At 60.8% G+C, this 12239-nt stretch carries 13 protein-coding genes; 10 read left to right on the forward strand and 3 right to left on the reverse strand.

Annotated features, from left to right (window positions below; genetic code table 11):
- Positions 1-127: 127 nt before the first annotated feature.
- Positions 128-913: a glutaredoxin domain-containing protein gene (locus tag LDZ27_RS22895; protein ID WP_244817409.1), complete on the reverse strand. Its 786-nt coding sequence runs from the start codon at positions 911-913 to the stop codon at positions 128-130.
- Between the two features lie 67 nt (positions 914-980).
- Between LDZ27_RS22895 and LDZ27_RS22900 the strand changes: the two genes are divergently transcribed.
- The 9 genes from LDZ27_RS22900 to LDZ27_RS22940 all read left to right on the forward strand — a co-directional run bounded on the left by LDZ27_RS22900 (position 981) and on the right by LDZ27_RS22940 (position 9358).
- The gene (locus tag LDZ27_RS22900) at positions 981-1961 is read left to right on the forward strand and encodes a LysR family transcriptional regulator (RefSeq protein ID WP_244817410.1); all 981 of its coding nucleotides are present in this window, start codon (positions 981-983) and stop codon (positions 1959-1961) included.
- A gap of 48 nt (positions 1962-2009) precedes the next feature.
- Positions 2010-2759, forward strand: a complete 750-nt coding sequence (locus tag LDZ27_RS22905; protein ID WP_244817411.1) for a GntR family transcriptional regulator — start codon at positions 2010-2012, stop codon at positions 2757-2759.
- A 290-nt stretch (positions 2760-3049) separates the two neighbouring features.
- On the forward strand, positions 3050-4000 hold the full coding sequence (locus LDZ27_RS22910) for an ABC transporter substrate-binding protein (protein ID WP_244817412.1): 951 nt from the start codon (positions 3050-3052) through the stop codon (positions 3998-4000).
- Between the two features lie 7 nt (positions 4001-4007).
- Positions 4008-4868 carry an ABC transporter ATP-binding protein gene (locus LDZ27_RS22915; protein ID WP_244817413.1) on the forward strand — a complete coding sequence of 287 codons (861 nt, stop codon included), beginning with the start codon at positions 4008-4010 and terminating at the stop codon, positions 4866-4868.
- Positions 4865-5623 carry an ABC transporter permease gene (locus LDZ27_RS22920; RefSeq protein ID WP_244817414.1) on the forward strand — a complete coding sequence of 253 codons (759 nt, stop codon included), beginning with the start codon at positions 4865-4867 and terminating at the stop codon, positions 5621-5623. The genes LDZ27_RS22915 and LDZ27_RS22920 overlap by 4 nt, the downstream gene beginning before the upstream one ends.
- Positions 5620-6396: an ABC transporter permease gene (locus LDZ27_RS22925; protein WP_244817415.1), complete on the forward strand. Its 777-nt coding sequence runs from the start codon at positions 5620-5622 to the stop codon at positions 6394-6396. The genes LDZ27_RS22920 and LDZ27_RS22925 overlap by 4 nt, the downstream gene beginning before the upstream one ends.
- A 3-nt stretch (positions 6397-6399) precedes the next feature.
- Entirely contained in the window at positions 6400-7821 is a 1422-nt protein-coding gene (gene leuC / locus LDZ27_RS22930) for a 3-isopropylmalate dehydratase large subunit (protein WP_244817416.1), read from the forward strand.
- Positions 7818-8435, forward strand: a complete 618-nt coding sequence (leuD, locus tag LDZ27_RS22935) for a 3-isopropylmalate dehydratase small subunit (RefSeq protein WP_244817417.1) — start codon at positions 7818-7820, stop codon at positions 8433-8435. Before leuC ends, leuD begins: the two co-directional genes overlap by 4 nt.
- Positions 8436-8476: 41 nt before the next feature.
- A complete protein-coding gene (locus tag LDZ27_RS22940; RefSeq protein WP_244817418.1) occupies positions 8477-9358 on the forward strand; it encodes an oxaloacetate decarboxylase in 882 nt (293 codons plus the stop codon).
- Between the two features lie 19 nt (positions 9359-9377).
- Here the strand turns inward: LDZ27_RS22940 and LDZ27_RS22945 are convergent, their stop codons facing one another.
- Together LDZ27_RS22945 and LDZ27_RS22950 are read right to left on the reverse strand one after the other, a co-directional pair.
- On the reverse strand, positions 9378-10217 hold the full coding sequence (locus LDZ27_RS22945; RefSeq protein WP_244817419.1) for a siderophore-interacting protein: 840 nt from the start codon (positions 10215-10217) through the stop codon (positions 9378-9380).
- A 20-nt stretch (positions 10218-10237) separates the two neighbouring features.
- Positions 10238-10972 (reverse strand): PadR family transcriptional regulator, encoded by a 735-nt coding sequence (locus tag LDZ27_RS22950; RefSeq protein WP_370653483.1) that lies wholly within the window; start codon positions 10970-10972, stop codon positions 10238-10240.
- 294 nt (positions 10973-11266) lie between these two features.
- Here LDZ27_RS22950 and LDZ27_RS22955 point away from each other — a divergent pair, with 294 nt between their 5' ends.
- On the forward strand, positions 11267-12190 hold the full coding sequence (locus LDZ27_RS22955) for a class I SAM-dependent methyltransferase (protein WP_244817421.1): 924 nt from the start codon (positions 11267-11269) through the stop codon (positions 12188-12190).
- Positions 12191-12239 lie beyond the last annotated feature (49 nt).

The following is a 12239-nucleotide window of genomic DNA, read 5'->3' on the forward strand; positions in this document are numbered from 1 at the left end:
CCGAAACGTTAGCGTCGGTGCACGGACGCATGTCCGCCAGTCGTCTGGCGGATGGAATGCCTCGATTATATGAGAGTAGAGCGCCAGCGCATTTCTCAGCGTATACGTTAGCGCCGGCTTCAATGTCTTACTTATCCCAGACTTCTTCCGGCAACGGCAGGCCTGCGAGATCGTCGGCGGTAAGCGGCCGATCCACGCTCACGCCTTCGCTTTCGAGCATCAGCATGACTTGGCGTGTGTGTTGCGCGCTGTGCCACGCGGTGCGTTCGAGGACTTCGTGCATCGCGCGGCGCCCGTAGTAGGTCGGTACATCGTAAAGCAGCGTTCTGTCGGTTTCGTGCTCCCACCACGCGAGGAGCTTCTCGCGCACGCTTTCGCCCCAGCGCGCAATGTCTTCGGCCTGCCACTCGTCAGGAGGCACGTCATCGAATCCCTCGAAACGGAGTTCCGTTTGATGAGCCGCCTGCACGCCCATTTCCGCGACGCGAAATACGTGGAAAGTCAGGCCCGCAGGCGTGCGGTTGCGGTTCCGAAATGGCTCCCGAAAGTGCTGCTCGCCGAATTGCCGGGTGTAGCGCGCGTTCGCCTCCAGCACATGCGCGAGCTTTGCCACGAGCATAGCGGGCGGCAGCGGCGGCGTGGGTGCGGTCTTTAAGTCGAGAAAGCGAATGACATCGTTTATCGACTGGCAGAGCGTGTAATTCTTTCCCAGAGCGACAACGGGAACGCTTCGCGCGCCTAGCGCTGCAAGCGCAGCGCGGCCTTCGGGGTCGTTATGTACATCAATGGATTCGAACTCTATGCCTTGGCGCGTCAAGAACTCTTTCGTGCGCAAGCATGACGAACAACCCGGCTGCCAGAACACGCGAATGCGCGCGGCAGGACTCGCTTCATTGGCAATCGGTGCATTCATCGTCTTTCCTCTCTGGCGGCGGCGCGTTTGAGCAGATAGTGAGTCAACTGCCAGCGAGTGCAAAGAAATGCCTTGTCATGCCGTCATCGCAAAGCACGATGGCTGCGCGAGTTTAAGTACACTCGAGTCGAAGCCTCTTACAAAGCACGCTATGCCGCCACTCGATCCTTTGTCTCTGAGACTCTTTATTGCGGTTGCCGACGCAGGCACCATCGCGGCCGCCGCGGAGCGCGAACACATTGCCGCAGCAGCCGTTAGCCGACGCGTCAGCGAAATGGAGGCGCTTTTCGGCGTGCCGCTCTTGCATCGCACCAACAAAGGCGTCGCGCCGACGGAAGCGGGGCAGCGTCTTGCAGCGCTCGGGCTGAGAGCCTTGCATGAACTCGATGACATCGCCGTGCAAATGCGCGACTTCGGGAGTGGAACGAGCGGCATGGTTCGCATTGCCGCGAACATCTCGTCCATCGTTCAATTTCTGCCGCGAGACATTCAGGCGTTCGCCAAAGCTCATCCACTCGTACGTATAGAACTGAACGAGCGGCCTAGCGCCCAGGTCGTGCGCGCTGTCGCGGACAACGCGGCGGACATTGGCGTATTCACGTCGATACCGCATGGCTATTCGATCCAGACCATGCCGTATCGCACCGATAATCTCGTTCTGGTTACGCCTGAAGGCCATGCACTCGCGCAGCGGCAATCCATTTCACTTGCCGACGCACTCAATGATGAATTCGTCGCCTTGCCCACCAGCACGGCGATTAGCCAGTGCCTCACGCGCGCCGCGAATGAGCTCGCGCGGGCAGTGCGCGTGCGAATTCAGGTGTCGGGCTATGACGCGCAATGTCTGATGATCGAAGCGGGGTTAGGCGTGGGCGTCATGCCGCAAGCGGTTGCGCAACAACATGCGCGGTCGTCGCGACTGGGCATCGTTGCATTGACCGATGCCTGGGCTGCGCGCGAGTTGCTCATCGGCGTGCGTTCGCTTGCTGCGCTTCCCGAAGCGTGCAAGAGACTTGTCGAGCATCTCGCTAGCGTGCCTCCGGCATAGGCACGGTGCTAACATCGCCGCAAGAGGCACGCATGGAGACTTCCGATCATGAGCCGCAAGCAGATCGCCGTGAAAGGCCCTCGCGTAAAGATCGTACCGAACGCGGCATCGCCCCTTGAAAAGCATGCGGCGAGGCCGGCAAAACGGCACACCGCCGAGCTGGCCTATGCGGAACTGCGCCGCCGCATCATCGAAAGCGAATTGACGCCGGGCTCTTATCTGCTCGAACAGGAAGTCGCCCTCATGCTCGGCTTTAGCCGCACGCCGATTCGCGAGGCTGCGATTCGCCTCCAGGGCGAGGGCCTCGTGCAGATCGTGCCCCGTCACGGCATACGCATCGTGCCGACGTCTCTTTCGGACATCGAGAACATCTATCAAGTGCTGATCAGTCTGGAATCGACGGCGGCGGGGCTTGTCGCTTCTCGCAAGGACGTCGATCTGACTCCGCTCGTCGAAGCATGCGAGACGATGACTGCTGCGCTGGAGCGCGCAGACTTGCTTGCCTGGACCGCGGCCGACGAAGTCTTCCACGAGACGCTCATTGCCCTAAGCGCAAACGCGCGACTCAAGAGCGTGGTGATGAATTGCCGTGACCAGGTGCATCGCGTCAGGCGCTTTACGCAGATGGTGAAGGCGCATCCTCAGCCGCGTGCATCCATTCAGGAGCATTACGCAATCATCGATGCCATTCGCCGCGGCGACGCTTCGAAGGCAAGCGCGTTGTACCGCGCGCACCGTGAACGCGGCTGGCGCGATCAGACCAAAGTGCTCGAGCAATTCGGCATACAACAGGCCTGAGAAGCGCAATAAGAAGGCCGCGACAAAACCCGGGCCAGCGCATACGCGGGTATGCCCGCCCCAAGCAAGCCTTGTCTTTAACGAATTTAATGCATACATTAACTCGCACAGTTATTCGAACTACAGCGTGTCGCTGCAGCGTGCGATTACCGGCGTCTAGCTAGAGACAGGCACACAATCAAGTGCGGCCGCATACGCCTCGGCACCGTGCGAGACCGCCGATCATGGATGGAGACGCCTACATGTTTAGTGAACGAAGCCTGAGGAGCGTGGCACGCGGAATCGGTGCAATGTCGTTGATCGCGGCATTCGCTTGCGGCACGGTCGCGCGTGCGGCGCCGCTGACCGTCACCCATTGGGGCGACGGCATGTATGGCGTACCTTTCGCGGTGGCTCAGGAAAAGGGCTTCTTCAAGGAAGCGGGTGTGAACGTGACGGGTTTCATCACGTCGGAAGGCGGGGGCACGACCGTGCGCAACGCGATGGCTTCCGAAATTCCCTACGGCGAAGTGGCGCTTCCCGCCGCAATATCGGCGGTGAAGCAAGGCGTGGATCTGACGATCGTGCATGGCGGGGTACAAAGCCTTGCCGACTTAGTCTGGGTCGAACTGAAAAACGGCACGATCACGAACATTCAACAAATGAAGGGCAAGACGATCGGCTACAGCAGTCCGAAGTCGACGACCGACACCATCGTCACCATTGCGCTCGATCGCGCGGGTCTGGCAGGTCAGGTGCAGCGCAAGCCAGTGGGCAGTTCGAGCGGCATGCTGACATCGCTGCAACAAGGCGCAGTGGATGTCGCCTACATGAACGAGCCCGCCTATAGCACGAAGAAAGACCAATTGCGCATTGCGTTCCGCTCGCTCGATATCGTTCCGAACGAAACGCAGACTGTCGGTATCGTGCGCACCGACTATCTCAAAGCACATCGTGAAGTGATTCGCGGCATCATCAATGCGCGACGCAAGGCGGTCCAGTACATCGCGGCGCATCGCGAGGAGTCCGCCCAAATACTTGCGAAGCAGTACAAGCTGGACCCGGCAGTCACTGCGTCCGCGATCAACAACGTGCTCGATGCGGACCCGAAATACTGGAGCGAAGGAAGCTTCGACCGCAAAGGCATGGACGAGGTGCTGAAGGGCTTGATTCTCGTGAAGGCCATTCCGGACGGACCGTTCGAGTGGTCGAAGATAATCGATGAGTCACTGCTGCCCGCCGATTTGCAAACCAGGAAGTGAGGCCGCGATGAGCGTCTTGCCACGTCGCACCAAGATATCCGTCGTATCCCGCGACGATGCATCGCAAGGCGCGGATCGCGTGCAGGCACGCTTGACCGACGTGACGCGCATTTATCCCGGCAGCGCCGGCAAGCCGCCGTTTCACGCACTAGGGCCTGTTAGCCTCGACCTTCGTGCAGGCGAGTTCTTTTCGGTAGTCGGTCCTTCCGGATGCGGCAAATCCACTTTGCTCGACGTTCTGGCCGGCCTGAATCCGGCTAGCGGGGGCACGGTTGAATTCGAGGGCCAGCGCGTCGGGCGCGAAGTGCCCGATGGTGTTGCCGTCGTCTTTCAGGAAGACGCCAGCTTCCCCTGGCTGAATGTCTTCGACAATGCAGCGTTTGCGGCGCGGCGTGCGGGCGTGCCGGAGAATGAAGTGCGCGCGCGCGTGGACCATGCGTTGTCGTTCATGGGACTTAAATCGTTTGCGCGGGCTTATCCGGCGCAATTGTCTGGCGGCATGCGTCAACGCGTATGCATTGCACGAGCGATGGTCGTGCGGCCACGTCTGATGCTGCTGGACGAGCCTTTCGGCGCACTGGATCAGCAGACGCGTCTTCTGATGGGCGACGAAACGCTCAAGCTCTGGCGCGACACCGGCGCGACCATCATGCTGATCACGCACTCGATCGACGAAGCCGTGCTTCTGTCCGATCGCATTGGCGTGATGTCGGCGTGTCCCGGCCGGTTCATCGCGACGATAGAAACAGGCTGGTCGCGCGTGCGCGACAGCAAGATCGCACTAGACCCGCGCTTTGGCGAACTGACTGCGCAAGTGTGGGGCCTTCTCAGGGATGAAGCGCTCAAGGCGCTCGGGAGTCATCCATGAGCACGGCCGCGCGCTGGCGCGTGGGTGTCGTCATCGCATTCCTCGCATTGCTCGAGATTGCGACGCGGCTTGCATGGATCAACCCTGTCTCGTTCATTCCGCCATCGCGTATGGCGTTAAGCGCGTGGGACATTTTGATCTCGGGCCAATTCACGGTCGATATCGTACAGACGCTGAGCAGCGCGTTGCTCGCCGTGGCGCTTGCGGTCGTGGTCGGCTTTATCGGCGGCGTGCTGCTTTTCAGGCTTCCACGCTTGAGGCGCGTGCTCGATCCCTTGCTGCTCTCGTATTACGCGGTGCCCGTGTTCGTCCTTTATCCGATATTGATCGTGATCTTCGGGCTCAATCGCTGGCCGCTCATCGGCATCGGCTTCCTGTTCGCCGTCGTGGCAATGGCCGTGAATACGCTCAACGGGCTCGAACGCGTCCCGCGCGTGCTGCTAAGAACGGCTCGCGTCTGTCGTCTTGGCGCATTCGACGAGATTCGGCTCATCACGCTTCCCGCCAGCTTGCCGTTCGTATTCACAGGCATCAAGCTGACGGTGGTGTATGCGTTCATCGCGGTCGTCGCGGGGGAGTTCGTGCTTTCCGGATCGGGCTTCGGATATCAAATCGCATTCGCTTACAACGCCTTCGATAATCCAACGATGTATGGCCTCATGCTTCTCATGCTCGTCTTCGTCGCGACGCTAAACGCTTTGCTTCGCTGGGCGGAGACGCGTCTATACCGGCGCATCAGAAGGGAGGCGGCATGAGCACCGTCGCTGTCACGCACGCCGCTAAACCGCGTCATGCACGGCGATGGATGGATGCGCTCGTGCTGATCGTTGTGCTTGCCGCGCTATGGCAAGGCTTGAGCGAGATGCTCGGACCGGATGTATTGACTACGCCCGCGCGCACGGTGCAGCGGGCATTCCACATCGTCAGCGACCCGGATTTTCCGGCGAGTCTATACGTGACTTCGCTTGCGTTCGCATCCGCGTTTGTTATCTCCGCTATCGCGGGCGTTTGTCTGGGCCTTGTATTAGGCGTGCGCCGCCTGGCGGGCGACGTCATGGAACCCCTGATGATGGGCTTCTATTCCATTCCCAAAGTCACGCTCTATCCCGTCGTGCTCCTCGCTTGCGGCCTCGGCCTCTGGGCGAAGATCGTCTTCGGCGTGATTCACGGCATCGTTCCGATCACGCTCTTCACGATGAACGCGGTGCGCAACATGCCGCCCATTTATGAAAGAGCCGCGCGAACGTATCGCATGAATCCGGTCGCGTTTGCGCGTCATGTTCTCTTTCCGGCTTGTACGCCGGAAGTGGTGGCGGGCTTGCGAATCGGCTTCTCGCTGACGCTGCTCGGCACCCTGATTGGCGAGATGTTCGCATCGCAAAGCGGCATCGGACGCATGTTGATGATCGCGATGAACCGTAACGAGACCAGCACCATCATGGCGCTCGCGCTGATGCTTTTCGTCTTCGCAACGCTCGTGAATCTGCTTTTTCTAAAGTGGCAACGGTACCTCACGCATAGCGAGTGATTCATGCGAACGCTTTTCGACAAGCTGTGGGATAGCCATACCATCGCGCATCTCGCGGGCGGCATCGACCTTCTTCACGTCGACCGCCATCTGCTGCACGAGCTAACGGCTGTCGAAGCCATGCGCGTGCTCGAACGCCGCGGTCTTGCCGTGGAAAGTCCTTCGCTTACCTTTGCGACCGTCGATCACGTCATTTCGACTGCGCCTGGAAGACGAGCGGGAGATGCGGAGTGGAGCACGCAAATGGTCGATGCCATGCGCGCGAAGACGGCGCATCACGCGATTCCAATCTTCGACATCGGTAACGCGGGACAACAGGGCATCGTGCATGTCATCGGGCCGGAGCTTGGGCTTTCGTTGCCGGGCGCGTCCATCGTATGCGCGGACAGCCACACATGCACGCATGGCGCGATGGGTGCGCTCGCCTTTGGCATCGGATCGACGGAAGTCGTGCATGTGCTTGCCACGCAGACTATCCGGCAGAAGCGTCCAAAGACCCTGCGCGTGCATTTCGATAATCCCTTGCGCGAAGGGGTAAGCGCCAAGGACATGATTCTTTATCTGATCGGCAAGCTCGGCGCGGCGGGCGGAACCGGCTATGCAATCGAATACGCTGGCGAAGCGGTCAAGGCATTATCGATGGAAGGGCGTCTCACGCTCTGCAATCTGAGCATCGAGCTAGGCGCGAAATTCGGCATGGTCGCGCCGGACGAAACGACGTTCGCTTATCTCGACGGCAAGCCGTATGCTCCTAAAGGGCACGAATTCTCTAAGGCGGTCGAGGACTGGAAGACCCTTGCAAGCGATGCGCACGCATGCTTCGACAGAGAAGAGCATGTCGATGCAAGCCGCATTGGCATTCAGGTCACCTGGGGCACGAGTCCCGAACACGTCATCGCGTTGGAAGATGCCATTCCCGATCCCGCCGAGCTTGCCGAGGAGTCGCGTCGCAATGCGGCGCAAAACGCAATGGACTATATGGGCGTTCACGCGGGCGAACGCCTCGATAGCCTGAGCGTCGATCGCGTTTTCATCGGCTCGTGCACGAATAGCCGCATCGAGGACTTGCGCACGGCTGCGCGAATCGTCGAAGGCAATCATGTGGCGCGCAACGTGAAAGCGTGGGTGGTGCCGGGCTCGCTGACGGTTGCGCGCGCGGCGCAGCGTGAAGGGCTCGACGATATCTTTCGCGCGGCCGGATTCGAATGGCGCGAGCCGGGCTGTTCCATGTGTGTCGGAGCGAATGGCGATGTCGTTGGCCCCGGCGAGCGCTGTGTCTCCACGTCGAATCGCAATTTCATCGGCAGGCAAGGGCCGGGCGCACGTACGCACCTTGCAAGTCCCGCGGTCGCGGCGGCAAGCGCGCTCGCGGGCCATATAGCGGCGCCCCTAAGTGGTGCGCTCGATGCGCAAACCATGCTATGAAAGCCATTACGACCATCGTCGGCCCGGCCGCGCCACTCTTGCGCGATAACGTCGATACCGATCTCATCATCCGCATCGAACGCATTTCGCAGCTCGTGCGCGGGCAGCTTGGGCTCTATCTGCTCGAAACGCTCCGCTATCGCGGCGATGGTCCCTCAAGCGGCGAACGCGATGACTTCGTGCTCAATCAGCCGCGCTTCCGTCATGCGTGCACGCTGCTCGGCGGACAGAATTTCGGCTGCGGCAGTTCGCGCGAGATGGCGGTATGGGCGCTGGAAGAAGCGGGTATTCGTTGTGTGATCGCGCCTTCCTTTGGAGACATCTTCTACAACAACTGTCTGCAGAACGGCTTGCTTCCGGTGCGCCTGAATGCGGGTGATATTCGATGCATCGCCGATGCAGCGCGCGATGGCGCGAACGTCGAAGTCGATCTGCGTGCACTCGAAATTCGTGCGCCCGGCCTCGAGACGATCGCGTTCGAATTCGATCGCGCGCGGCAACAGGCCTTGCTCCAGGGGCTCGACGAAATCGACGAGACGCGGCGCATGTCCGCAGAAATCGCGCGCTTCAGGCATGCCGACAAGCAAGCGCGCGGCTGGGCTTACTTCGATTGACGATTCGCTTTTCTTGTCGCATCGTTTTCGGGAGAATCATCTTGAGCCGTTCCACACGCTTTCGCGAGTTGTTCAAGGAAGGACCGTTCGTTTGCATGGGCGCGCACGATGCGCTTACCGCCAGAATCGCCGAAGAGGCCGGTGCAAAGGCGCTCTATGTCAGCGGCTTTGTCGCGTCGGGTGTCATCGCGGGACAGCCGGATGTGGGCGTCCTCTCGCAAACGGAAATGTTCGAGCATATCCGGCGAATCTGTCGGGTCACGTCGGTGCCGGTCTTTGCCGATGCGGACACCGGTTATGGCGGCATCCTCGATGTGCAGCGCACGGTACGCCTTTGGGAAGAGGCGGGCGCATCCGTGCTGCATCTCGAAGATCAGGCGCTGCCTAAAAAATGCGGTCACTATGCCGGCAAGCAGCTCGTCTCTAAGGAAGAGATGGTGCAGAAGCTGCGCGCAATGATCGCGGCGCGCAGCGATCCCGATTTCTTTATCGTTGCGCGCACGGATGCGATCGCGGTGACAGGAATAGAAGACGCCATCGCACGCCTTGAAGCCTATGCGCAAGCGGGCGCGGATGGTCTTTATGCCGATGCGCCCGAAAGCATCGAGCATATGCGCGAACTGACTCGAAGGCTCAAGCCGCTTGGCAAGCCGATTCTTTTCAATCAGGCGCGCACGGGAAAGAGTCCTTATGTGTCAATGCGCGAAGCCTATGAGTTGGGCTTCGACTATACGCTTGCGCCCATCGAGTCGATGCTCGCCATGCACAAGGCAGTCAAGGACATCATGACGATTTTCATGCGCGAAGGAACGACGGATGCCATTGCCGACCGCATGACACCATTCGACGAATACAACCGCTTCGTTGGACTAGGCGAGGCGGTCGCCATCGAGAAGCGCTTTACGCTCGCCGCTCAAGAGTGAAAGCGTCGCGACGAGGCGCTCATTCTTCAATCGTTCCGTGCACGCCCTGTTCGCCGCGCTTCCAGTATGCCGATGCGCGAATGCGCCGCTTGTCGATGCCGCGCTCGTTGCATAGCAACTGGCGCACGGCGCGCATGAGGGTGGCTTCGCCGGCAGCCCATACGAATCCCTCGCCGTCGGGCAGGAACGTGCCGCGCAGCGCCAGCAGCAGCGCGCCGCCGGGATGCGCGGTCTCGTCGCGATAGCACCACTGCGCGTACAGATCGGCACGCGTGTCGAATTCGATGCGAGCCGAGCGATCCGCGACTTCCACGAGCGTCGCGACGCGTGTGCCTTGCGGCAGTTCTTCCAGCCGACGCGCGATGGCTGGCAGCGCCGTTTCATCGCCGATGAGCAGGTGCCAGTCGAACTGCGCCGGAATCACGAACGATCCGCGCGGGCCGCCGATGCCGAGGTACTGGCCGGGCGCGGCTTGTGTTGCCCACGCCGTCGCCGGGCCGGCATCGTGAATCGCGAATTCAATATCCAATTCCAGCGCGCCGCGATCAAAACGCCTCGGCGTGAAATCGCGCGCAATGGGCCGGGGTCTCGCGGGATCGAACACGGGACCGTCCGGGCCCGCTTGCGGCAGCATGGGCATCGACTCGCCGGGCAGCGGGAAGAACACTTTGACGTGGTCGTCGAAAGACGCGCTTTCGAAGTCGGCGAGCGCATCGCCGCCAAGCGTCACACGCACGAAACGCGGGTTCAGCGCATGCACGCGCTTCACCTGCAGCATGCGGAACTTGAGCGGGTGGCGAACCCGCGTGACTTCGAGGTCCGCGCGGTCCTGGCGTTCTTTGAGGAGGGAATCGTTCATCGTTACGTTCCTTTCGTTGTTCAGGCTTGACCGGGCGCATCGCCCTTTTCTATTTCCGCGGTCGCGCGCGCAAGAATGGCCGCGATGCGGCGCTGCTCGTCGGGCGATGCATCGGTGCGCAAGAGCAAGGCGCGCTTCAACGCATGACGGGCGGCGATCAGTTCGGGCACCCAGCCGCCATCCGTCGCGCTCTGTTCGATGTCCTCGCCGGCGTAGGCGCGGCGCACGAGATCCATCTTGCGTGCAAAATGCAAAAGCTTCGCGAGCATCAGATCGACGCGTTCGCGATTCGCGGCCAGATGCGCGCGGCCCGCGTCGGAAAGCGCATAGCGCTTGCGGTTGCCGTCCATTTCGACGGTCGCATGGCCGATTTCTTCCAGATACGTCAGCGCCGGATACACCATGCCGGGACTCGGCGCATAGAAGCCGTTCGAGCGGTCCGCCAGCGCCTTGATGAGTTCGTAGCCGTGGCGCGGGGCCTCGGCGAGCATCGCGAGGAGCAGCAATTGCAGATCGTCGGACGAAAACTTGCGGCCGCGCGGCATGCCACCGATGTCATCGGGACCGCCGAAGCCGCCCATGCCACCCATGCCACCTATGCCACCCGGACCGCCGCCGTGCCGGTGACGCCCGGCCAGGCTCCATCGCTCGAACGCGAAAGGATTCAATCGCGCGAGCGCGTCGAAGGGAAAGTCGAAACCGAACGCGCGGCGGCCGGCGCGCTGAGTTCCGTCTTGAAAGCAACGAGACCTCATGAGATAACTCCTGATATATCGTAAAACATATCTAAAGATATATATCGTAAGAGCGTCTGTCAAGGCGTTTTGCGCCAGGCTTACGACGGCTGCGAAACCGGCCGAACTTCGCGGCGATCAGATATCGGCTCCGTCTACGCTCGAATTCATGGATCTCAGACAAGAATTGGGCGCGTCAACGGGTGCAAACACGCCAAGAGAACGACCGTCTTTGCGGACCTCCGGCCAAAGGCTTGATGTTTTCCGCCAAGACTTTGTTTCTGGAGCGAGGGAGACACTAGATTGAAGCCGTCGATGAATGTCCAACGCATTCATCGCGACTCTTCGGACGGCCAACACGCGAGGTCGGAGTCGGGTAAGACCTCTTGCCCGACCCGTTATCGAGTCAGCTCAGGCGGGCATCGGATGCATACTGTTCCGACCGGTAATTTCGGCAAGCGGCTCAAGCGCCGTATCAAGTGGCCGCTGATCTCCTTCGTCGCGTCTCTGCCCGACCCGGTGCAGACGATGCTCTTCATTCCGCGCATTCGGAAGTTTGGGCAACGTGTGCCGGTGCTCAAGGTGGTCTACACCGGTTGCTATCGCACTCATCCGATCGACCGGGCACTCGGAACGGATACCGGCGGAATCGAGCCGCCCGAAGCCATCTATGGCGATGGCATCGAGGCCGGCAGCTTTCCTTATATGGGCGCTCAGCCGAGCGTGGTCCGCCGCGCGCTGCAACGGCTCGGCGATGTGCGCGACCATTCATTTATCGACATCGGTTGCGGCAAGGGACGCCCGATGATCGTCGCGACTGAGTTTCCGTTCCGGCAAGTCATCGGATATGACCTGTCCGTGCGTCTGGTGAATGTGGCGAATCGGAATGCGCAGCTCGTAGCACGGCAATACCCTGAGCGTGTCCCGATGCGCGCTTTCGCGGCCGATGCGCTGCAATTGGATTTCCCGCCCGGCAAGCTCGTCATCTATTTGTTCAATCCCTTCGGCGCGCCGATCATGACGCGGCTCCTTTCTCAACTCGCCGCGGCCTATGAGCGGGGGACAATCGAGGCCTTCTGGATCGTCTATCTGCATCCGCTCTGCGAAGCCGTGTTCGATTCGTCGCCGCTGCTGGAGCGCCACTACGCGGGCGCCGAGTTTTACGCGGACGAGGAGATCGGATATGACGCGGCGGATAGGCAAGAATTGCGCATCTGGAAGACGAAGCCGCGTGCGTAGGTTCCGCGTTCGAAGCCTTCCACTCGTCTTTCGCAAGGCACACCGGAAT

Origin of the sequence: Caballeronia sp. Lep1P3 (genome assembly GCF_022879595.1) — a bacterium.
In the GTDB taxonomy this organism is placed as follows: Bacteria; Pseudomonadota; Gammaproteobacteria; order Burkholderiales; family Burkholderiaceae; genus Caballeronia.

What these genes read in the sequence shown, in the direction of transcription:
- LDZ27_RS22945 (WP_244817419.1), bottom strand. Translation starts at nt 10,217, where the DNA reads ATGAACGATTCCCTCCTCAAAGAACGCCAGGACCGCGCGGACCTCGAA.
- LDZ27_RS22915 (WP_244817413.1), top strand. Translation starts at nt 4,008, where the DNA reads ATGAGCGTCTTGCCACGTCGCACCAAGATATCCGTCGTATCCCGCGAC.
- LDZ27_RS22900 (WP_244817410.1), top strand. Translation starts at nt 981, where the DNA reads ATGCCTTGTCATGCCGTCATCGCAAAGCACGATGGCTGCGCGAGTTTA.
- LDZ27_RS22905 (WP_244817411.1), top strand. Translation starts at nt 2,010, where the DNA reads ATGAGCCGCAAGCAGATCGCCGTGAAAGGCCCTCGCGTAAAGATCGTA.
- LDZ27_RS22895 (WP_244817409.1), bottom strand. Translation starts at nt 913, where the DNA reads ATGAATGCACCGATTGCCAATGAAGCGAGTCCTGCCGCGCGCATTCGC.
- leuC (WP_244817416.1), top strand. Translation starts at nt 6,400, where the DNA reads ATGCGAACGCTTTTCGACAAGCTGTGGGATAGCCATACCATCGCGCAT.
- leuD (WP_244817417.1), top strand. Translation starts at nt 7,818, where the DNA reads ATGAAAGCCATTACGACCATCGTCGGCCCGGCCGCGCCACTCTTGCGC.
- LDZ27_RS22925 (WP_244817415.1), top strand. Translation starts at nt 5,620, where the DNA reads ATGAGCACCGTCGCTGTCACGCACGCCGCTAAACCGCGTCATGCACGG.
- LDZ27_RS22950 (WP_370653483.1), bottom strand. Translation starts at nt 10,972, where the DNA reads ATGAGGTCTCGTTGCTTTCAAGACGGAACTCAGCGCGCCGGCCGCCGC.
- LDZ27_RS22955 (WP_244817421.1), top strand. Translation starts at nt 11,267, where the DNA reads ATGAATGTCCAACGCATTCATCGCGACTCTTCGGACGGCCAACACGCG.
- LDZ27_RS22920 (WP_244817414.1), top strand. Translation starts at nt 4,865, where the DNA reads ATGAGCACGGCCGCGCGCTGGCGCGTGGGTGTCGTCATCGCATTCCTC.
- LDZ27_RS22910 (WP_244817412.1), top strand. Translation starts at nt 3,050, where the DNA reads ATGTCGTTGATCGCGGCATTCGCTTGCGGCACGGTCGCGCGTGCGGCG.